16 protein-coding genes are annotated in these 22,446 nt (G+C 47.3%); 10 read left to right on the plus strand and 6 right to left on the minus strand.

All coding sequences use genetic code 11. The features are described from left to right. Window positions 1-85 precede the first annotated feature (85 nt). The gene (gene pulA / locus J8Z23_RS21900; protein ID WP_434635390.1) at window positions 86-4,075 is read right to left on the minus strand and encodes a pullulanase-type alpha-1,6-glucosidase; all 3,990 of its coding nucleotides are present in this window, start codon (window positions 4,073-4,075) and stop codon (window positions 86-88) included. A gap of 546 nt (window positions 4,076-4,621) precedes the next feature. Here pulA and J8Z23_RS21905 point away from each other — a divergent pair. From J8Z23_RS21905 to pdxY, 6 genes are all read left to right on the plus strand, one after another. Further along, window positions 4,622-5,818, plus strand: coding sequence for a tetratricopeptide repeat protein (locus J8Z23_RS21905; protein WP_046875696.1), 1,197 nt, complete (start codon window positions 4,622-4,624; stop codon window positions 5,816-5,818). Between the two features lie 540 nt (window positions 5,819-6,358). Beyond that, the gene (locus J8Z23_RS21910; protein WP_031780583.1) at window positions 6,359-6,805 is read left to right on the plus strand and encodes a helix-turn-helix transcriptional regulator; all 447 of its coding nucleotides are present in this window, start codon (window positions 6,359-6,361) and stop codon (window positions 6,803-6,805) included. 408 nt (window positions 6,806-7,213) lie between these two features. Beyond that, the gene (speF, locus tag J8Z23_RS21915; RefSeq protein WP_434635391.1) at window positions 7,214-9,394 is read left to right on the plus strand and encodes an ornithine decarboxylase SpeF; all 2,181 of its coding nucleotides are present in this window, start codon (window positions 7,214-7,216) and stop codon (window positions 9,392-9,394) included. A gap of 61 nt (window positions 9,395-9,455) precedes the next feature. Then, window positions 9,456-10,766, plus strand: a complete 1,311-nt coding sequence (gene potE / locus J8Z23_RS21920; RefSeq protein ID WP_005396773.1) for a putrescine-ornithine antiporter — start codon at window positions 9,456-9,458, stop codon at window positions 10,764-10,766. A gap of 147 nt (window positions 10,767-10,913) precedes the next feature. Further along, window positions 10,914-11,102: an AbrB/MazE/SpoVT family DNA-binding domain-containing protein gene (locus tag J8Z23_RS21925; RefSeq protein WP_434635392.1), complete on the plus strand. Its 189-nt coding sequence runs from the start codon at window positions 10,914-10,916 to the stop codon at window positions 11,100-11,102. Between the two features lie 101 nt (window positions 11,103-11,203). Then, on the plus strand, window positions 11,204-12,073 hold the full coding sequence (gene pdxY, locus J8Z23_RS21930; RefSeq protein ID WP_434635393.1) for a pyridoxal kinase PdxY: 870 nt from the start codon (window positions 11,204-11,206) through the stop codon (window positions 12,071-12,073). 53 nt (window positions 12,074-12,126) lie between these two features. Here pdxY and J8Z23_RS21935 read toward each other — a convergent pair whose 3' ends face one another. The 3 genes from J8Z23_RS21935 to J8Z23_RS21945 are packed head-to-tail and all read right to left on the minus strand — an operon-like array spanning window position 12,127 to window position 14,714. Next, on the minus strand, window positions 12,127-12,828 hold the full coding sequence (locus J8Z23_RS21935; RefSeq protein ID WP_434635394.1) for a 3-oxoacid CoA-transferase subunit B: 702 nt from the start codon (window positions 12,826-12,828) through the stop codon (window positions 12,127-12,129). Then, a complete protein-coding gene (locus tag J8Z23_RS21940) occupies window positions 12,828-13,481 on the minus strand; it encodes a CoA transferase subunit A (protein ID WP_434635845.1) in 654 nt (217 codons plus the stop codon). Before J8Z23_RS21940 ends, J8Z23_RS21935 begins: the two co-directional genes overlap by 1 nt. Window positions 13,482-13,508: 27 nt before the next feature. Continuing rightward, complete coding sequence (locus J8Z23_RS21945) at window positions 13,509-14,714, minus strand: acetyl-CoA C-acetyltransferase (protein ID WP_434635396.1); 1,206 nt, start codon at window positions 14,712-14,714, stop codon at window positions 13,509-13,511. Window positions 14,715-14,894: 180 nt separating this feature from the next. Between J8Z23_RS21945 and J8Z23_RS21950 the strand changes: the two genes are divergently transcribed. Together J8Z23_RS21950 and J8Z23_RS21955 are read left to right on the plus strand one after the other, a co-directional pair. Next, window positions 14,895-15,782 carry a TIM barrel protein gene (locus tag J8Z23_RS21950; RefSeq protein WP_434635397.1) on the plus strand — a complete coding sequence of 296 codons (888 nt, stop codon included), beginning with the start codon at window positions 14,895-14,897 and terminating at the stop codon, window positions 15,780-15,782. A gap of 31 nt (window positions 15,783-15,813) precedes the next feature. Continuing rightward, the gene (locus J8Z23_RS21955) at window positions 15,814-16,563 is read left to right on the plus strand and encodes a sulfite exporter TauE/SafE family protein (protein ID WP_434635846.1); all 750 of its coding nucleotides are present in this window, start codon (window positions 15,814-15,816) and stop codon (window positions 16,561-16,563) included. A gap of 11 nt (window positions 16,564-16,574) precedes the next feature. Here the strand turns inward: J8Z23_RS21955 and J8Z23_RS21960 are convergent, their stop codons facing one another. Then, window positions 16,575-17,465, minus strand: coding sequence for a LysR family transcriptional regulator (locus J8Z23_RS21960; protein ID WP_434635398.1), 891 nt, complete (start codon window positions 17,463-17,465; stop codon window positions 16,575-16,577). Window positions 17,466-17,534: 69 nt separating this feature from the next. Then, window positions 17,535-18,977 (minus strand): sugar porter family MFS transporter, encoded by a 1,443-nt coding sequence (locus tag J8Z23_RS21965; protein WP_434635399.1) that lies wholly within the window; start codon window positions 18,975-18,977, stop codon window positions 17,535-17,537. 538 nt (window positions 18,978-19,515) lie between these two features. Between J8Z23_RS21965 and iolE the strand changes: the two genes are divergently transcribed. Next, complete coding sequence (gene iolE / locus J8Z23_RS21970; RefSeq protein WP_434635400.1) at window positions 19,516-20,409, plus strand: myo-inosose-2 dehydratase; 894 nt, start codon at window positions 19,516-19,518, stop codon at window positions 20,407-20,409. A gap of 95 nt (window positions 20,410-20,504) precedes the next feature. Beyond that, entirely contained in the window at window positions 20,505-22,376 is a 1,872-nt protein-coding gene (iolD, locus tag J8Z23_RS21975; protein ID WP_434635401.1) for a 3D-(3,5/4)-trihydroxycyclohexane-1,2-dione acylhydrolase (decyclizing), read from the plus strand. Window positions 22,377-22,446: the final 70 nt, after the last annotated feature.

Consider the following 22,446-nt stretch of genomic DNA (forward strand, 5'->3'; position numbering starts at 1 on the left):
TGGTATCCACCATTTAGTGACGCCAACAAAACAAAGGGGAAGCGTGATGCTTCCCCTTTTTCATTACGGATGTTTTTAAATGAAACTAGTTTTTTGTTACCGTCACGATTGGCGCCGACTTGTCAGCCGCGTTGAAGTGGAAGTTGTAATTTCCCGCTTCTGCAATCGCAATTTTGAGGTTTGCACTACCGCCACCGACTTCCATCGTTAGCGCTTTACCAAGCTCAACACTACCTTCGCCACCGAAGTTGGTGTCTGCTGCCCAGTCTGCGCTCGCAACTTTCATCTCGTAGTTGCCCGCCGCTAGGTCAATGTCTAGCGAGTAAACGTCATTTGCTACATAGCTGAACTTCGCAGTTGAGTCTTGCGCTGGAGTATCCCATGTGGTGATAGTGCCACGTAGGTAAAGTGCTGTTTCACCGAACGTTGGTGCATCTGCTGACTTCGTCACTGAAACGACAGGTTTTTCTACGCTTTCATCTTGAACATGTAACGCGTCCAGAGTGAAGTTGTACTTACCAGTTTCAGCGACAGACAACGTACAGTTTCCCGCAGAGCCTAAGTCTAGTGAGCCAGAAGCCAAATCCGCAGCATCACAACCGATGTTTGGATTTGCCCATCCTGAATCCGCAAATTTGAACTCGTGTTCACCAGCTTCAAGAACGCCAGTTACAGAGTACATGCCATTGCCAATAAAGGTCATCGCCCAGTCACTGCTATCTGACCACTCGTTCATGGTGCCTTTGACGTAAACCACAGTTTCGCCGTAAGGAGGAATGCTCGATACGTCTTTATTGTCCGTGTTTACTGGTAGGCCTGCACCTTGCGCGCCGTCTTGTGGCTGTACGAATACCGCTGTTGTCAGTGCTGGTACTGTGAACGTTTCATTGGCGAAGCTTGCACCTTTCACGATGTCATCCGCAGAGTTTTGTTGAACTTCATGCAGCTCGAAACCAGTTGCGCCAGCAACTTTGAAAGATTTCTCAGTTGATGTTGAGTTCACAACGGCCACGATCGCATCGTAGTTCGAATCCAAATCGGCACCTGCTGATGTGCCATCGTCGATAGACATCACAATCAAGCCTTCTACTTGGTCTTGGCCCACGTTGCGGAAATCAACACGATTCATCACTTCTTGCGCGGTGTCTAAGCGGAACAGTTCGCTTGTACTGCGGATTTTTAGTAGCTCTAGGAATTGTTGCTTCGTCAGCTCGATGTCCGTTGAGTCTGGTTTCGCCGTGCTGTCACCGACGATGGTTTTGATCAACTCCCAGTTTGCACCGTCTTTGTCTTCACGTGGTAGACCAACGTTCCAGTTATTGTCGCTTCCATCGAAGAATACACGGTTGAACCAGTCACCAGAATCGTACGAGTCACGCTGCATTGACTTAGATCGCAATAGCTCAGAACCCATGTGAATGAACGGAATACCTTGACCTAGCATCACCGTTGATAGTGATACAGACTGCATTCGTGCTCGCTCAGCAGATGAAGTGCCTGTCGCAATCTTGTAAGCGTTGTTGTCCCACAGCGTTTGGTTATCGTGCTTAGACACGTAGGAAATGTTCTCTGATGGCACTTTTGTGTAGCCTGCTGGAGCACCATTGTAATCAACATTCTTACCAAGTTTGGTTTCGCCTTTGTAATCCAGAAGGACGTAGTCAGCTAAGTTACCAGCCATACCTAGACGAACCAGATCTTGGTTGTGTAGGCGGCCATTCACAGATTCTGCATCAGTTTTAGTTTCTTCGTTCGGGTAAGCGGCGTTACCAAAGCCTTGGTTGAAGCGAAGTGGGTGCTTACCTTCAGAATCTACACCGCCATCAAACGGGCTTCCGCCACGAACTGCGTCACGCAGACGATCAGAGAAAGTACCGATTTCTGTCCCCGCCATGTTGACTTGTGTTGCTTGATCGAAGCGAGCGTTTTGCGCAACTTCACCGAAGTCCCAGCCTTCGCCGTAGAACAAAGTATTCGGATCAATTTCACGGACTTTTTCAAGTGCGTAGACCATGACATCTTTCGGCTGGTGGCCCATAAGGTCAAAACGGAAACCATCGACTTTATAGTCATCCGCCCATACCATCAATGAGTCAACCATCAGTTTACCCATCATTAGGTTCTCGGTTGCGGTGTTATCACAACAGGTTGAGTTTTCTACGCCGCCAGTGTTGACGTTTAGGCGGTGGTAGTACCCAGGGACAATTTTATCCAGTACTGATTTTTCGTTCACACCGGATGCATTCGTGTGGTTGTACACCACGTCCATGACCAGTTTCAGATCCATTTTATGCGTCGCTTGAACCATTTCGCGGAACTCAAGGATACGTTTAGAACCGTTAGGATCGGTCGCATAACTGCCTTCTGGCACGGTGTAGTGGTATGGGTCGTAACCCCAGTTGAAGCTGTCTAGCATGCGAAGATCGTTCATCAACGCTTGTGCTTTGCCCGTTGTTGGGTCGTAGCTGTTTAATACCTCTTCGATCACTTTGCCGTCGTCTTCGGTCTCACAGATGGACGCTTCTGGCTTGATGCCACAAAGTTTACCCACGGTGTCGGTGATATCGACTCGTTTGTCGGCGTCTTCATCCACGGTTGCAATATCAAATGCTGGCAGGATATGTAGCGTTGTTAGGCCAGCATCTTTTAAAGCTTGTAAGTGAGATACAGACTCACGCTCAGGTTCTGTAAGCGCCAGATATTTGCCATCAAGACTTGGTGTGCCTTTGCTGTCGTTAAAGCTGAAATCACGAATGTGTGACTCGTAAAGGACATGGTCTTCGTCTTTTTTAACCGTTGGGCGTGCGTAGTTTTTCCAATCTTGAGGCATTAAGCTTGGATCATCTAAATCAACCACTTGCGAGTATCGTGAATTCTTAGACAAGCTCATTGAATATGGGTCTGTTACCAAACGCGTTTCAACGACCCCAGTTGTAGGGTGGTACACCTTAACTTGGTAGCGATAGTATTTGTTAACAACATTACTTTGTGCCTCAGAAGCCCAGATACCTGTTGCTGGATCTTCTGTCATTGCAACGGTAGCTTCTTCCGCTAAGTTTTCATCGTAGATTATCAGATCAACATCTTGAGCAGTTGGCGCCCATAGCTTGAAGGTTGCAGCACCGCCTTCCACAATCGCGCCGAGTTCTTGACCAATCGCGTTACCTGCCTTGGAATCGGCAAACACCGCATCCAAAACGCCTGGCTTTTGCACTTCAGTTGCAGAAATGACGTCACCATTTGCGTTGTAAGCTACCATAACGATTTGTGACTTCAGGATCGTGCGTAGGGTCGCGTCATCGACATCAATACCCGCAGCTTGAAGGCTAGCAAGGTGACGGAAGCGTGATTTCAGACCATCAGATAAATCACCTGCTTTCGTCAACTCAACCGCCGTGCCACCGGAGATTTGCTTGTCTTCATCCATTTTAATGTCGTTGCTGAGGCTGTAGAACAGCTTCATGGAATCCGCATTGGTCGCCGCTTCCCACGCGATGGTGTTGGCATCTAGCCAATGCGCTTTTTGACCATCAATATCAACAGGGCGTTCTTCGATTGGCTCGTAGTAAAGCTCACTGCTGCCGTGGAAGCCAAACAACCCTTTAGATTCGCCGATTTTCGTCAGCTCTACTTTTGAGTTTGCACTGCCGAATGCTTTCTCATCACCTTTGTGCAGAATGAAGTTCATGCATTCGTGTGGGTCAGAGGCATCTGGGTTCACTTTCAGTACGTAATAAGCACCGTAGGTGTCGTTGATGCCATCGAATGGATGCGGTGCCGACCAATCCGTTCCTGTGCCAGGAATGCCCATTGCGTCTAAATCTGTGCTGGTACAGCCTTCACCGTTCCACAGGTGCAAGCCCCAACCTTCGTAGTCGCTGGCCGTTGAAGCGGACGCCACGTCGCGTTTGTAATAAATGACGACCTCGTTCTCTCCCGCAGGGTACAAGCCTGAGCCTGGGTTCGTCGTATCTTCGTTCGTGCTATCACTACCACAACCGCTGATGACTGCGACGGAAATCAAAGGCAGTACGGTTTTGGCAATTGTTGATAATTTAAATGTCTTATTGTCCACGTTTACAAATCCATTGTTATTGAATTGATATTGAGCTGCGCGCTGCCTTCGCTGACTCAGTCATCAAGAAGGTTTCGCACACGCTAGAAAGGCAGATGCCGAAAAAGGAAATGTTCAACTAGATGCTAATACACTGAATCATCAGCAAAATGTGAGAGCAGGCAGTTAAGTTTTTTACAAGTGAAAATTTTCTGTTACAGTCGATTTTGTTCACAAATTAAATAATAAAACAGACGCATAGTGAGAGCTTCTGCACATCATTAAAATGTAAATTTTTATAGGAGGAGCAAGGGGGGATGATAGGGGAGGAGAATATCTCAGCCCCAAAACCGTGATTAAGTTCTATAAAAATCGCAGTGATATTTTTTAATTAAAAATAAGTTGCAGTGATATTGAATAAAATACCGCCATTAAGTCTTGGCAAGCTTCAGATTTTCGCTAAGTGGTCGTTATATAATGAAGGTAGTCGGCGTTATGTCGGCGCGTAATCTTAAGATTTCCCTGAGAGGGAGATGAATTGGGCCCTGAAACCAAAAGAGGCTATTTATGAGTAGTATGGGCATTGCCATTGCGGCAACTGGCCTTTCACTCGTCCTGATATTTGTGTGGATGATCTCGTTGTCGATGCGGAAACAGAGACTCGAGGCAGAGAGGAAAGCTCGCGAAGCCGCTTATCGAAAGGCGATGCAAAAAGCGCGAGAGCAAGAGCGTAAAGAGCGTGAGTTCAAAGCAGAAACCGGACATATCCCCACCATTTTATTTCTAGCGAAAGAAGCTGAGAAGGACAACATTCGTCAAGCGCTGTATTGGTATGATAAAGCCGCTAAGTTGGACAACGTGACGGGAATGTACGGTATTGTTCGCTTGAGTGAGCGCATGCGTGAAGATGTGATTTTAAAAGAGCAGGCAAACTTTTGGCGTACCGCCATTGCCGGAATGGAAGGGGATACCGAAGCGAAATTTGCGACAGGCAAAGCGTTGGTTTTTGGTCGCGGAACGGAAAAAAATATTCCCAAAGGTAACCAACTGATTGAAACTGCAGCCGAAGAAGGCTGTATTGATGCCATGCTTTACATGGGTGAATGGCAACTTTCACCAGACAATAGTGCAGGACGCAGTGCAGATGCGCTTTATTGGTTTATGAAAGCGGCTGAAAAAGACAGTGCGGACGGAAAGATCCAAGTTGGCTTATGTTACCTAAATGGTGTTGGTACAGAAAAAAGCATGGTCAAAGGCTGCTATTGGCTTGAAAGAGCCGCAGAAGGTGGCAGCGCCGAGGCGATGTATCATGCTGGCGAAGCGTGGAAGGACAAAGGTAAAACAGGCAATGCGATTGCTTATGTTTGGCTGTTTCTTGCTGCCAATATGGGGTATCAGCCAGCGCGTACGTTGCGTGACGAAGTGGCGACCAATATTGGTGTTGACGTCGTCGTTGGATTGCAATCTATAGCGAAACCGTTGCAAAGGAAGCTGGCGTCAGGGATGGTAAGAAAGCATTCCATTATTCGGGCGCTGAACAAGGTGTACAAACGCGAAGCGTACTTTCCTGCAGAGGAGGAGCTTAACGCGGTGTTGAGTGACGAAAATAAAGACGATGCTAACGCATGGGATGAAGCATCGGCGCCGAACTTCCAGCCTGACATGACGACCGCAACGACGGAAGGGCAGACAACCACATCGTCCACCGAAAAAAAGCTCTCTAAAGAGGCGCTCGATTTCACGCAGAATTTCCTTCAACCATAATTTATCTTATCCATAAGCCTCATAATTGAGGCTTTTCTTTTGCCTTTCTGTCTCAGTATCTCTGTCGATCACAACTACAGACTGTAAACTTATCTAAGCGATTTATTTACTGAATTGCATACTATTTATGCGATTTTTCAACACATTTTTAGTACTTCGCTAAGGTGGGATATGTTTATCTTCAAATAGAGGGTTTTCCCTCTTTATCTACTTCTCCTGTTGGGCTCAAATCAAGTCTCTTCAATTGATAGTAATAATGATTGAAGAGCAATACTTGATGCCCAGAGTAATAGGTGAATAGTATTCATTACTTTATCTAATAATGTAAATTAAAAATTGTATTATAAATCTTAAATTGTGTTTTTATATTTAGGCATGGATTATTGATTTTATAATTAATTAGGCGCAAGATGACGTACAAAATAAAATAGCATAGATAATATGCAGAATTACACTAGGAAGTAACTTTTTCATTACATGTTTCAGCAGAAATGGAGCGAATTAGTTTTCTCTGTTTTTATTTCTATTAGAGATTTGTGTATGTTGAGAATCATTAGTGCAGATAAATTCATCTCTTCAAGATTTATCTTAGAGTACAGCAAGGCTGAGTTCGCTTCTTTATTAGGCGTTTCCGTTGCTAAGATAAGTAATATTGAAAGTGGAAAATCTTCAATCCCCCCGGTGTACGATTACGCCATTAATTATTTACTTAGTGAGCATCCTTTTAAAGATAGTGCTGTTGACGCTTTATGCTCTCACGAAACGTTAAACTTTGCTCGGCGTATTGACGTCAACACCAAAGTAAAGCGCCTGTCCTGCAAGCGCTGCGATAGCCGAAGGCTGCACGTTATGGCAGGAATGAGTGGGTTGTATTTTGTTGAGTGTATGGATTGTAAACATACCATGTACTCGTCAGGCATGTCTGTAAAGCGTTATCAGCAATGGTCGAATGGTGGAGTCAAGCTAGATAGTCATTTATTCAATTAAGTTGTTTTTTCTTTATATCCAAAGTAAAGAGCCATCAATACATGTGTTGATGGCTCTTTTATTATGTGTTTAAATTTGGTTAAAAGTGGAGTGTTTTAAACTGCAATAATATAATTTAACTTATTATATAGTGATGGAAATCTCAAAACTTTATTTTCTTATAATAACCTTCTTTTTAATAATGGGCGTTGTCACATAATTATTGAAGGTTCTTTCCTTTTAGGTGCGTTTCAATATCATTGAGATAGAAACTGGAAAGTGATGAAAGTCTCTAAATTTTAATTCGATAAAATAAGTCTTTTAAATATGAAAATTTAATCACGAAATTTGTAATTTGAATTTTAAATAAATATTTCGTTTGTAATATCTGTCCTTGTCATTTTTAAAGAACAAAAAGAGATATTTCAAATGAAACGTTTAATTATAGGTGTTAGTAATTACATGCCTGAAGACTTTAGCTTATTAGCTGAATCTTTAGATGAACAATTTAATCGTCACTTACTGCCTTTAGAACAAGTTGAATTAACCGACGTTGGTGCAGCTATTATTACGTCAGCAGACATTAAAGCGGGTCTGCACAGAATGATTTCGGAAACAGGGTACGGAATTCCTGTTTTCTTAGTGACCGATGAAACTCCAGTTTCGGCAGAAGATTACGTTTGGTTAACAGGGGTTATTGATTTAGAAAGACAATCTATCGATTACTACTGCCGTCAAATTAATGAAGCCGTGACTAAATATGAGTGTCGTCTGCTCCCTCCTTTCTTCAAGCAATTAACGCACTACGTTGAGATGGGTAACTCGGCGTTTGACTGTCCAGGGCACCAAGGTGGTCAGTTCTTCAAAAAACACCCTGCTGGTAAACAATTCTACGATTTCTTTGGCGAAAACCTGTTCCGTAGTGACTTGTGTAATGCGGACGTGGACTTAGGTGACTTACTGATCCACGAAGGTTCTGCACACCAAGCGCAAGCACACGCTGCAAAAGTATTTAACGCTGACAAAACTTACTTCGTACTCAACGGCACTTCTGCTTCAAACAAAGTGGTGTGTAACGCGCTAGTAACTGAAGGCGATTTGGTATTGTTCGACCGCAATAACCACAAGTCAAATCACCACGGCGCGTTAATCCAAGCGGGTGGTATGCCAGTTTATCTAGAAACGGCGCGTAACCCTTGGGGCTTCATTGGTGGTATGGATGAGCACTGTTTCGATGAAGAGTACATTCGTGCTCAAATCGCGAAAGTATCTCCAGAGCGTGCACGAGATGAACGTCCGTTCCGCCTGGCCATCATCCAGTTGGGTACTTACGACGGTACAATTTATAACGCTCGTTACGTTATGGATAAGATCGGCCACCTTTGTGACTACATCTTGTTTGACTCTGCATGGGTCGGCTACGAGCAGTTCATCCCTATGATGAAAGACTGTTCGCCACTGCTACTGGATCTGAAACCAGAAGATGCGGGTGTGATCGTGACTCAGTCTGTTCACAAGCAACAAGCTGGCTTCTCTCAAACGTCGCAAATCCACAAAAAAGACCGCCATATCAAAGGCCAAGCTCGTTACTGCAATCACAAACGCTTTAACAACGCGTTTATGATGCACGCATCGACATCTCCGTTCTATGCGTTGTTTGCTGCATTGGATGTGAACGCGAAAATCCACGATGGTGAAGCAGGCTTACGTTTATGGAGCTACGCGGTTAAGACAGGTATCGAAGCGCGTAAAGAAATTCTCAAAAGTTGTGAGTTAATTCGTCCGTTCATTCCAAATGAAATTGAAGGTCAACCTTGGGGCAGTTACGACACTGATGTGATCGCGACCAACAAGAAGTTCTTCATGTTCGAGCCAGATGCAAACTGGCACAAGTTTGAAGGTTATGGCGAAGGTCAATACTTTGTTGACCCATGTAAATTGTTGCTAACCACGGCAGGAATTGCCGAAGACGGCAGCTACGCAGATTTCGGTATTCCGGCAACGCTATTGGCGAACTTCCTTCGCGAAAACGGCATCATCCCTGAGAAGTGTGACTTGAACTCCATCTTGTTCCTACTCACTCCTGCCGAAGATATGGGTAAGATCCGTCACCTTGTCGCACAAATCAACCGATTTGAAAAATTCATTCGTGATGATGCACCTCTCAGTATCGTGCTACCAGGCGTCTACGAAGCGAACAAAGAGCGCTACCGTGGTTACACCATCCGTCAGCTATGTCAGGAAATGCATGACATGTACAAAGAGCTGAACGTGAAACAGCTACAAAAAGCGATGTTCCGCAGTGAATACTTCCCACAAATGGTTCACAAACCAGACGTGGCAACACGTAAATACTTCCGCGGTGAATGCGATTACCTACCACTTAAAGAGGCCGTCGGCCGCGTAGCCGCCGAAGGTGCGCTGCCTTACCCTCCAGGCATTATCTGTGTGATCACTGGTGAAATCTGGACTCAACAGGTGGTGGATTACTTCTTATCTCTAGAAGAAGGCATCAACCGATTCCCAGGCTTCGCGCCAGAAATTCAAGGTGTGTACCTTGAAGATGTCGACGGTCGCACTACCGCACATTGCTATGTCCTAAAAGATTAATCTACCCGTTCGCACCACGCTCCGGCGTCGGTGCGAACCGCTTATTCGTGGAGAATAATTTATGAGTACTGAAACTAAAAAAATGTCGGTGGTGCAGTTAACCATTCTGACGTTCATCAACATGGCTGGCTCCGGTATCATTATGCTGCCAAGTAAACTGGCACAAGTGGGCACCATTTCTGTGTTGTCTTGGCTGATCACGGCAGCGGGCTCTTTGGCGTTGGCTTATGTGTTTGCAAAATGTGGTCGCTTTAGTAAACGTGACGGCGGTATGAACGGTTACGCGTCTTACGCATTCGGTAAATCTGGTGCGTTTATGGCGGGCTGGACTTACGGTTTGTCGCTCCTTATTGCGAATATTGCGATCGCGATTACCTGTGTGGGTTACGGTTCCGCATTTTTTGAAGTGACCCTATCTCCGGTCGAAACCTGTTTGTACACCATCGCCATTCTTTGGATTTGTACTTTCGCTAACTTCGGTGGTGCGAAAATCACAGGTCAAATCGGTACCTTCACGGTATGGGGTGTGATCCTACCGGTATGTTCGCTAGGTATTGTTGGTTGGTTCTGGTTTAACCCAACCATGTACATAGAAGCTTGGAACCCACACCACCTACCATTTGGTGAAGCTGTGAGTGCTTCTATTGCCATGACACTATGGGCGTTTCTTGGTCTTGAATCGGCTTGTGCGAACTCTGAAGCAGTAGAAAACCCAGAGAAGAACGTACCAATCGCAGTATTGGGCGGTACGTTGATTGCTGCGGTGGTTTACATTGTATCGACAAACATCTGTTCTGGTATCGTTGCAAACTCTGAGCTTGCCGCTTCTACCGCGCCATTCTCAACCGTATGGTCTGTGATGCTTGGCTCAGCAGCAGGTAAAGCGGTTGCTGGTATGGCGGTATTGGCTTGTGCGGGTTCTCTATTAGGTTGGCAGTTCACTATCGCGTCAGTGTTCAAATCATCTTCTGATGCGGGCTTCTTCCCTAAATTGTTCTCTCAAGTGGACAAACGTGGTACGCCAATCAAAGGTATGGTGGCCATCACGGTTATCCAGTCGGTGCTGTCTTTAATGACTATTTCTCCAACGCTGAACGAGCAGTTCGAAGCGCTGGTTAACCTAGCGGTAGTAACGAACGTAATTCCTTACATCCTATGTATGGGCGCAATTTTCATCATGCAGCAAGTGGCGCACGTGCCAGAGCGCGAGATGAAAACCACCAACATTATCGCTCTGATTGGTTCCCTATACAGCTTCTACGCGCTATATGGTTCTGGCTACGAAGCGATGATGTGGGGCTCAATCGTCACCTTCCTAGGCTGGAGTGCTTACGGTCTGATTGCTGCCAAGCATGAGCCTTTAGCAAATTAAAAAATAATAATGAAAGAGCCTTCCCAAACGCGGTGTGGAAGGCTCTTTGTTTTTAGGCGCTTATGCCAAGCCCAAGTCAGAACAAGGCTCTTGGGAATAAATATCCAATGATGTGAAAACTCATTTTCGACATTTGGAGGACGAAAGATGATAAGTCAACCTGTTAAAATCGGTGACGATACCGCCGTAGTCATTCCAAGCGTAATCCTGACTCAACTCGGGATAACGGAAGGAGATACCCTAGAAATCGCACTGAATAAAGACAAAATGGAAATCAAGAAGATGGTGTTGAAAACCAGCGCTCCAACTTACTCTGAAGAAGTTAACGAGAATTGAGTTAGAGAATCTTGGTTTGTCGGATACACTACTGGTTTCGCAAAACTAGCGCTTGCCGCTGTCTTTGAACTATCGATAACAACAATAAGAGGTAAGGTACTATGCAAGGTATCCTCTCTATACAATCTCATGTTTCTTTTGGTCATGCTGGTAACAGCAGTGCCGTTTTCCCAATGCAACGCATGGGCTTCGAAGTATGGCCGATTCATACCGTTCAATTTTCTAACCACACGCAGTATCAAGAAGGCTGGACTGGGCGAGCGTTTGCGGCTGAAGACATCAGTGAGTTAGTTCGTGGTCTTAGTAACATCGGTGCATTGGAAAAGTGCCAAGCGGTGTTGACGGGCTACCAAGGCAGCGCAGAGCAGTGCCTTGCTGTCGAAGAAACTGTGACGAAGGTGAAGCAAGCGAACCCGAAGGCACTTTATGTTTGCGACCCTGTGATGGGCGCGCCAGACAAAGGCTGTATTGTGGCGCCGGGTATTGCAGAAAACTTGTTAAACCGTCTGATGCCAATGGCAGATGTGATCGTGCCTAACCAGTTCGAGCTAAGCCAATTTGCAGAGATGGAAATCCACTCGTTAGACGATGCGATCACGGCATGCCAACGTGCACTAGCGAAAGGTCCAAAAGTTGTGCTAGTTAAGCACCTTTACTGCCTAGAGAATGGCAGCTTCAACATGTTACTGGCAACGCAAGAAGGCATTTACTTAGCGAAGCGTCCTCAGTTTGAGTTTGCCAAACAGCCAGTTGGGGTGGGGGATTTGATCTCGGCGATTTTCACTGCAGGGCTATTGAAAGGCTGGTCTCCTAAGCAAGCGTTCCAACACTGTCATGATGCGTGTTATGGCGTATTGAGTACGACCTACCACGCCGGTGAATGGGAATTACAGACCATTATTGCCCAACAAGAATTTGTTGAACCAAGTAAACATTTCCCAATCGAAGAGGTTGTGCTGGAAATGGCATAACGCAGTGTGCTTGATGAGTAAAAAGGAGCCTGTTGGCTCCTTTTTTCTATCTATTAGTCTCTGTCTTCATCGTAAGGTGCATCCGGTGTCTGCATTGGGATCAGCTTAGGTGAAATCAGGAGTGTGGCTTCAGTCACGGATTGCACTTCGTCGATGGAAAACTCAGGCGCGAGTTCCGTCAGCATCATACCTTGTGGGGTAATTTCGAATACGCCCATTTCAGTGACAATCAAATCGACCTGGCCTACGGCGGTGAGCGGCAAAGTGCAGTGCTCGAGCAGTTTTGGGTTGCCCTTTACGGTGTGCTCCATTGCGACAATGACTTTTTTGGCGCCAACCACCAGATCCATCGCGCCGCCCATCCCCGGGACCATTTTGCCCGGAATGATCCAGTTGGCGAGGTTGCCACGCTCATCTACTTGCAGTGCGCCAAGTACGGTTGAGTCGACATGACCACCGCGAATGATGGCGAAGGAGTCAGCACTGTTGAAGTAACATGAGCCCGCGATTGCGGTGATGTTTTGTCCGCCTGCGTTGACTAAGTCAGCATCGAGTTCGGCTTCTGAAGCTAATTTATCAATGCCAAGCAGACCGTTTTCAGCTTGGAGAAGAAGCTCAACATCTTTGTCCACTTCATTGGCGACCAGTGTTGGCAAACCAATTCCGAGGTTAACGATGTCACCATCTTTCATCTCTTGAGCCACGCGCCATGCGATGCGGCGACGAATCACTTCTTTATCTAATTGTGCAGCCATTAGTTGTCCTCCACTAAGATGTAATCGACATACAAACTCGGGGTATGAACCGCCTCTGGCTCAATCTCGCCCAATTCAACAATCTGCTCTGGCTCGACTACGACGGTGTCGGCAGCGGTTGCCATTAAAGGATTAAAGTTCTGTGTGGTTTTGCTGTAGAACACGTTGCCACGACGGTCGACTTTAGAGCCGCGAATCAAGGCTAAGTCGGCTTTCAGAGGTATCTCCAGCAAGTACTGCTTGCCGTCGATGTCAATTACGCGCTTGTTTTCCGCAACGATGGTGCCAAGTCCGGTTGGGGTTAATACGCCACCTAAGCCCGCGCCAGCACTGCGGATGCGTTCTGCTAATGTCCCTTGGGGAACGAGTTCCACTTCAAGAGTGCCTTCGTTCATCTGTTTACCCGTTTCCGGGTTGGTGCCGATGTGTGAAGCGTAGAGTTTCTTCACTCGTTTTTCGGCAATTAAGCGGCTGGACCCTCGACCTGGTGAGCCAGTATCGGTGCTGATCAAAGTAATGTCTTTGATGTCCTTTTTGATTAGCAAGTCGATCAGGCGCTCTGGCGCGCCCGTTGCCATAAAGCCGCCGATCATAATGGTCATACCGTCGTGCAAAAGGATCTCAATTTGCTGCGGGGTGGCTGCTTTTTTCATATGTGTGGCTTCCATGAGATGTTCCTTCTAGCAACGTTTTAAAATTAAGGCTGTGCCCATACCACCGCCAATACACAGCGACGCGAGGCCGTAATCTTGACGTGTGCGCTGTAGCTGATAAACCAAGGTGGTCACGATACGGTTGCCGGATGCGCCAATTGGGTGACCGAGCGCAATCGCACCGCCACTGAGGTTACTGCGTTCAAGCAGCCAGGCTTCGTCGATATTGTGCTGCTCTGTGAGTGAGCGAACCACACCTAGAGCCTGTGCGGCGAAGGCTTCGTTGAGCTCAAAAACCTCGATATCTTCTATTGCCATTTCAGCTTTGGCTAAGGTATTGGCAATCGCCGACACCGGACCTAACCCCATGACTTCGGGAGCGATAGCACCTTGTCCGTATTCCACCAGTTCTGCTAATGGTGTGAGGTTATGACGTTTCACCGCGCTTTCTGACGCGAGCAAAATCGCGGACGCACCATCGTTAATTCCGGACGCATTACCTGCGGTGACACTGCCTTCTTTGTCGAACGCTGGGCGCAGTGCCTGCAAGCCTTCAAAGGTACAGTCTGCTTTTGGGTATTCGTCGTGCTTCACTTCAAATTGGCGCTTGCGATCCATGATGGTGATGGGCGCGATTTCCGCTGCAAAGTGACCACTTTCAATTGCGTTGACCGCTTTGCGTTGGCTGTGTAGTGCGAACGCATCTTGGTCTTCACGGCTGATCTGGAACTGCTTAGCGATGTTTTCTGCTGTCACGCCCATGTGGTAGTTGTGGAAGGCGTCAGTCAAACCGTCTTTGATGATGCTGTCTTCCTGGACTTGATGACCCATGCGGTAGCCGCGACGAATCTGACCAGAAGAAACATACGGTGCGTTGGACATGCTCTCCATGCCACAGGCCAGCACAAGCTCCGCGTCACCTGCTCGGATATGACTCGCGCCATCCATGATGGCTTTCATACCACTGCCGCAAATCATGTTAAGTGTGTAAGCCGGTACGGACTCTGGAATGCCCGCCTTAATTGCGGCTTGGCGACCGGGACCCATGCCCGTGCCTCCGGTGAGTACGTTGCCCACAATCACCTCATCGATTTGTTCGGGTGCAATGTCCACTTGCTCCAGTGCTGCTTTGATGGCATGAGTACCTAATTCCACCCCAGATAAGGATGCCAATGCGCCGTTAAAACTGCCAATCGGGGTGCGCTTCGCCGCCACAATAAAAATTCGTTCCATACTGCTATTTACTCCGTAATCGTTCTGTCACAATCAGTTTAGGGAGTGCCAATTGGTCGCGATATAGCCAGGAATTCAAAGCCGCTTTGCGAAAATGCAAAGTGCAAACGAGGTGTGAATCACGAACTTTTTTCCCTACCAATCTTAATGTGAAGGGAAATCAACTTAGGAGAAAAACACATGCTTGATCGTATTGCTTGCGCCCCATGCTGCTGGGGAGTAGAAGAGGCATCTCATGCGACCAACCCAAGCTGGGGTAAGGTGTTGATGGATGCGAGTGACAGTGGCTTTCGTGGTATCGAATTGGGACCGGACGGTTTCTTTCCTGAAGATCCTGAACTGCTGAAAAGTGCGTTTCGTGTACGCGGATTGCAAACGTGTTCAGGCAAGGTGCAAGTGCCGTTTTACGATTCTGCAAACATGTCTGCCATTTTGGAAGAAGTCAAAAAAGTCTGTCAGCGCTTAGATTCACTGGGCGTGAAAACCTTGCTGGTGATGGAAGGCATTCATGCTGAGCGTTATGACTATATTGGTCAAAGTGTCACGGCACCGCGCCTGAATATGGAAGGCAAACGCACTTTGATTGCCAATCTTGAGCGCATCATTGACGTGGCGAGTCAATATGGTTTGCGTTGTTTGCTCCACCCTGGCATCGGTGGTTACATCAGTTACAAAGACGAGATTGATTTTGTCATGAGCCAGATCCCAGCTAACAAGCTAGGGCTGTGCATCGACATCGGTCATGCGTTTTTAGATGGGATGGATCCATTGGCGTTGATTCGTCAGTACGGCGCGCGCATTGAGCATATTCACGTTAAAGATGTCTCGACTGACAAACTGAGATTGGCAATTCGTGACAAGTGGGAGTGGGTCGATGCGTATAGCAAGGGGCTGATTACGCCACTGGGCGATGGCGACGTCAAGCTGCAACAAGTGATGAGTGCACTGAAAGCGAGCAATTATCAAGGTTGGATTGTGGTCGAGCATGAACATGGCACGGCGGATGTGAGTCAGGTTTCGCGTGACCTAAAACGCAGTCGCGATTACTTGGCCCAGATCGTGGCGTAACTCGGACTGGATGACGAAAAGGCGAACAATGATGCTCAGCGATCCTTGGTTTTATCTTTTGGCGATTCCTGCGGTGTTAATTTATGGCATCGGCAAAGGTGGGCTTGGTGGCGCGCTGGGCATTTTAGCCGTTCCGATGATGGCGATGGTCGTGCCACCGACACAAGCGGCGGCGATTTTGCTGCCGATTCTGTTGGTGATGGATGCATTCGCGGTGCGCCATCACTATCAAAATGCTGATTATTGTACACTGAAAACCATGCTGCCAGGCGCTTTGCTTGGAGTGGTGTTGGCTGGGCTATTTCTCAGCATTACGCCAGAATCCGGGCTGAAAATCACCGTAGGTGTGTTGTCTCTACTGTTCTGCTTTCAGTATTGGTTAAGTGGGGAAGTGCAATCTAAATCCGGCAAGTTAGGCGCTTGGATTTGGAGTACGTTAAGTGGCTTTTCCAGCACGGCGATTCATGCTGGTGGTGGACCTGCAAGCATCTACCTGTTACCGTTAAAACTGCCCAAAGTCACCTTGATTGCCACCATGGCGGTGTTGTTCGGCTTGGTGAATATGGCGAAATTAGTGCCTTACATTTGGCTTGGTGAATTTGATTCGACCAACTTGATGACCGCATTCGTGTTAGTTCCACTGGCACCAGTTGGCGTTAAGATCGGCGTGTGTCTGTTGCATCGCGTCAGTCAGGAAAAAATTTATCAGCTCTGTTACCTTTTCTTATTTTTGTCTGGTGTCAAGCTCACTTACGATGGTGTCAATGCCTTGCTGTTTTAATCCCGCCCAGTTTAACAAGGGTTTTCCAATAAGAACTCTTTGAACTTGATCGCCACCGGAGACGCGGTTTTCGGCGAATGGTAGTACAAGTTCAAACTCCAAATACTGGTTTCATACTCTTCCAATAGTGGTACCAGCTTTCCGTGACCGACCGCTTCTTTGGTGACGAACTGCGGTAAATATGCCACGCCCGCGCCTTTGATTGCGCCACTTAATAGCAAGTCACTGTCGTTCACTTCAATCGTCTTTGGCACTTTGAGTACCATGTTTTCTACCCCTTGACGGAAGATCCAATCGTTACTGCCTGTTAGTGTGGTGGCGATGAGGCAAGCGTGCTGCCGCAAGTCTTCTGGCTGGGTTGGCAATCCATGCTTGTCTAGATATTGCGGTGAAGCCACAACAATAAATGGGCATTGCATCAACTCGCGTTTTACCAGTAATAAATCTTTTTCACGGTAGCCTTGGAAGCTGGCATTGGCACTGATCATCAAATCGCACGTGCTGGCGTGATCCAATGCCCAAGGGGTAACGTTGATGTTGAAGGTCACCTTTGGATTGAGCTTGGAATACTCGGCGATTTTATCCATCAGATAGTGATTGGCATACACTGGCGTGCAAGCGATGTTGATGTGGCCTTTTTCACTGTCTTGGAAGTCTTCCAGCTTGCGGCTGATACGCTCGGCGCTGTCGACTAAAGGCGAGAACTCTTCATATAAGGTTTGCCCTGCCTGTGTTGCTTCTAGCAGACGGTTGGAACGGCGACACAAAGTGGTGCCAAAATGCTGTTCCAATTCTTGCAACCAGCGGCTTCCCGCTGAGACGGAGATGTTGAACTTGCGAGCCGCGGAGGAGATAGACCCTGAGCGGATCACGTAGACAAAGAACGCCATTTTATCGAGCATGAGGTGGTCTCCAAAGCAAAAAAGGAACGGATGCTGACATCCGTTCCTTTTGTAAAGCATTAAGCAATGTTATGCACGTGCTTCAGTCTCAGTTTTTGATATCTTTTTGCCGAGTTTTTTCGCCATCGCTTCTTCCATTTTTTCTAAGCTGACGCCTTTCGTTTCAGGCACATACTTAACCACGATGACCATACAGATGAGTGACAGGATGCCGAACAACCAGAAGCTAAATGCCCCGTTGAATTGCTCTTTTAGGTATGGGTTCTCGTTCAGCATTGGGAAAGATTGCGTCACGATGAAACCTGTGAGCCATTGCGCACCAACGGCGATGGCCATTGCGCGAGAGCGGATGCTATTCGGGAAGATCTCCGAAATCATGGTCCAACATGCGCAGCCCCAAGAGGTTGCGTAAGAAACAACATACAGACACAGTGCGAATAAAGCCGCGTAACCTTCGGTTTGTTGGTAAAGCACATAGCCGACAACGAACATACCGAATGCACAGCCAAACGTGCCATATTTCATCAGCGGAAGGCGTCCAACTTTATCAATCAAGTACATACCTAGCGCGTTACCAGCGATGAACACAATGCCGACGAAGGTAGTTTGAAACAGCGCGTTTTCTGTTGAGCCAGTGATCGGTTTTAAGATCTCAGGTGTGTAGTACATGATCACATTGATACCCGTCAGCTGTTGAGCTGCTGCAACGAACGTACCGATGACTAAGATAGCGAAAAGGAGCGGAGAACGCAGGCTGACTTGGTTTTTCTTTGTTCCCCTCGATTCTTTGAGTGACTCTTGAATATCTGCGACCACACGCTCTGCGTGTTGTGGATTTGAGATTCGAGATAGCGTCTCTTTGGCTTCGGCGATCTTGCCTTTCAATACCAACCAACGTGGTGACTCAGGGATTAAGAACAATAACATGGCGAAAATCGCAGCAGGCATTACCTCTGAGCCGAGCATCCAGCGCCACCCCATGTCGACCAACCATGTTTCTGACATGCCTTTTGCGATGAGGTAGTTGACATAGAATACCCCGGTTTGACCGATGACCGCAGACTGCTGGAACATACTCACGGCGCGCCCGCGGAAGTCCTTAGGAGCCACTTCTGACATGTACATTGGCGACACTACACAAGCCAGACCTACGGCGACACCACCAACGATGCGTAGCATGACGTAAAATGTAAAGGTTTGAGCGAGAGCGGAGCCGATGGCGGAGATGATAAAGAGGATGGCGGCGATTAGGAGGGTGTTGCGTCGGCCGTATTTCAGTGCTGCCCAGCCAGCGCTGACCGCACCAATGATACTACCGAGTACGACGCTGGATACTGCCCAGCCAGTTTGAGCTGGTGACAATCCGAAGTAGTCGCGGATTGGACCAATTGCGCCCGAGATAACAGCAGTGTCGTAACCTAGTAAGATGCCTCCGAGCGCAGCGATACAACAAATCCTAACGATGTAGGCAATATTGTGCTTTCGAGCTTCGGCCTTGGATGTGGCTTCCATTGTTTTTTCCTTTATTTGAACCCCAAGCTTTCCTTTAACCATCGAATAAGATCAAGTTGGGTAGCGGCCAATACTCTGTTTTGTAGGGTACGAGTATTGGATATCTATATTACCGACGGTTAATGTTTATTATGTTTATGAAAATTATTTTTCATTTGTCGGTTGCATTAATCATATTTACTCTTTTGTTATTCGACTAGGTGTTTGTTCGCTTTTTGCTCTAAAGTGTTAGCTAAATCAAAAAATGAAAAACATTTTTCATTTTCGATATCTGGTGTAAGTAATTGAAAATTAACGAATAAAATAAAGTGAGATCTGGCTCAACTTTGCTCTCAAGGCTTGCTGTGGTTGGTGTTTTTCATGATTTTACAATTCCATGACATGTTATTTTGCTTTTGAAAAAAGTTTTTCATTTTTATTTTTTTTAGTTAATGTTGTTTCCAGTGAAACGAAATCAATGAAAGAAAAGCATTTATAAAAAGTACGCTTTTATTTCATGGCATCTATTAAATAACGCAAACATTGTCGGAGAATAAAAATGAGCAACGTGCAATATGGAATCAGCCCACTGACTTGGACAAATGATGACATGCCAGAACTGGGTGGCGATATCCCATTGGAAACTTGCCTGAGTGAAATGGCAGAAGCAGGTTTTACTGGTACAGAGCTAGGTACTAAGTACCCACGTGAACCAGAAGTTCTTATCCCTCTACTTGAAAAGCATGGCTTGGTACTCGCGTCGGGTTGGTACAGCGGTAATCTCATGACCTTGACGGCAGAAGAAGAAATCGCCGCGATGCAGGTGCACATCAAATTGCTGAAAGCGGCAGGCTGTAAGGCAATGGTGTTTGGTGAAGTGAGCAACACGGTTCATGGCGACATTAACACGCCACTTTCTCAACGCGTGATCCTAACTATGGACGAGTGGAAAACCTACTGTGCGAAGCTGACGCAAGTGGCGGAATACCTGCTTAACGAGCACGACATCAAGCTGTCTTTCCACCACCACGTCGGCACTATCTGCGAAACGGAAGATGACATCAACATCATGATGGAATTAACGGGTGATGCGGTGTACCTAACGCTAGATACGGGCCACATCACTTACGGCGGCGGTAACCCAGTCACCATGATCAAACGTTGGGGTCATCGTATTGGTCACATGCACTTTAAAGACCTTCGTCTAGAAGTGATGAAAGCAGCGCGTGATGCAGACAAATCATTCTTAAACGCAGTACTGGATGGCGTATTCACCGTACCTGGTACGGGTGATGTGGATTACGACGACGTCTTCGCAGCACTGAAAGAGCGTAACTACCAAGGTTGGTTGCTGGTGGAAGCAGAGCAAGACCCAGCGAAAGCACACCCACTGACTTACGCGAAAACCGCTTACGAGAACATCACAGGCTACGCGAAGAAATACGGTCTGTAATAGCTCGAGCAAGGAAAGGGGGAGATTCGTCTCCCCTGTATCAAGCTACGGAGACAACGTGGCTACAAAAATGATTGATACTACCGGGGAACACAATGAAAACTGTACGCCTAACTGTTGCAGAAGCGCTAGCTCAGTACCTAGCCGCTCAAATGATTGAAATTGAAGGTAAAAAAGAACAGCTGTTTGGTGCGGCTTTCGCCATCTTTGGTCACGGTAATGTGACGTGCTTTGGACAGCAGCTAAAAAATATTGAAGATAAAATACCGACTTGGCGTGGTCAAAATGAGCAGTCGATGGCAACAGCGGCAATCGCGTATGCCAAAGCGAACTTACGTCGTCGCATCGGTATCGCGACCAGTTCTATTGGTCCAGGTGCTACCAACATGGTCACCGCAGCGGGTATCGCACATACAAACCGATTACCAGTCTTATTGATTTCTGGTGACGCTTACGTCAGCCGTCTACCAGATCCTGTGCTTCAACAGCCAGAGAATTTCTACAATCCTTCGATTACTTGTAACGACGCCTTTAAACCTCTGACTCGTTACTGGGATCGCATTATCTCGCCGACACAGTTGATGCACTCATTGCCTCAAGCAATTGACACCATGCTTGATCCAGAAACCTGTGGCCCAGCATTTATCGGCTTACCACAAGATATTCAGGGTGTGGCTTACGATTTCCCTGAAATCTTCTTCCAAGAAAAAGTGCACCGCATCCGTCGTCCAGAGCCAGAAGTGGCGGATCTAGAAGATGCTAAAGCGGCGCTGCTTAGCGCGAAACAACCTCTGGTTATTTCCGGTGGTGGCGTGCATTACTCATTAGCAACGGACGAGTTGGCGGCCTTTGCGAAAAAACACAACATCCCTGTGGTGGAGACCATTGCTGGTCGCGCCACGATGCTGCAAGACAATCCTTTGAACGCAGGTCCAATCGGCGTGACAGGTTCAGACTCAGCAAACTACATGGCAGCGCATGCAGATGTGGTGTTGGCGGTGGGGACTCGCCTACAAGACTTTACCACGGGCTCTTGGTCAGTATTCAAGAACCCAGACATGAAGTTAGTCACCATCAATACGGCGCGCTTCGACGCGATTAAACATCGCGCCATTCCAGTCAAAGCCGACGCAAAACGCGGTTTGGTTGAGCTGTCTAACTTACTGGGTGATTTCCGCAGCAGCGACGAATGGGCTGCGACGGCAAAAGCACAAGCTGATGAATGGAAAGCGGTGGTGCATCGTCGCACTCACCCTCAACCAGGTGACTTACTCGAAGGGACCTCTTCTTACGCAGAAGTGATTGGTAAGCTCAACAAATCCATGCAACCAGGTGACACCGTACTGACGGCAGCTGGCGGCTTACCAGCAGAGCTGGCGATGAACTGGCAGAACTACCAAATTGGTAAGTTCGACATCGAATTTGGTTTCTCTTGTATGGGTTACGAAATCGCTGGTGGCTGGGGCGCGAAAGTGGCTAACCCAGATAACGATGTGGTTGTGCTGGTCGGTGATGGTTCTTACCTGATCCAAAACTCAGACATCTACTCTTCGGTTCTGACGGGCCACAAGATGATTGTCGTGGTGTGTGATAACGGCGGTTTCGCGGTGATCAACAAGCTACAAAACAACACGGGTAACGAGTCGTTCAACAACCTATTGGAAGACTGTCGTCGTCCAGATGGTGAAGTGGCTCGCGTGGACTTTGCTAAGCACGCCGAAGCGCAAGGTGCGATCAGCGAGAAACTGACGTCAATCGACCAGTTTGATGCGGCATTCCAACGTGCGAAAGAAGCCGACCGCACTTACGTGATTGTGGTGGACATCGACCCTGTATCGCCAATGGCTTGGTCTAAGTGTGACTGTTGGTGGGAAGTGGGTCTTCCTCAAGTGACACGCAATGACGACACGGCTGAAAAAGTGGCGTCGTGGGAAGAAGGCAGAGCAGCGCAACGTGCCGGCGTCTAAGCCCAAACCGATTTATGTATCAAAACATTCAGCTTTAAAAACAGATTTCAACAATTCGATTTATAGGCTA

The sequence above is a fragment of the Vibrio sp. SCSIO 43086 genome (assembly GCF_051132235.1).
GTDB lineage: Bacteria > Pseudomonadota > Gammaproteobacteria > Enterobacterales > Vibrionaceae > Vibrio > Vibrio diabolicus.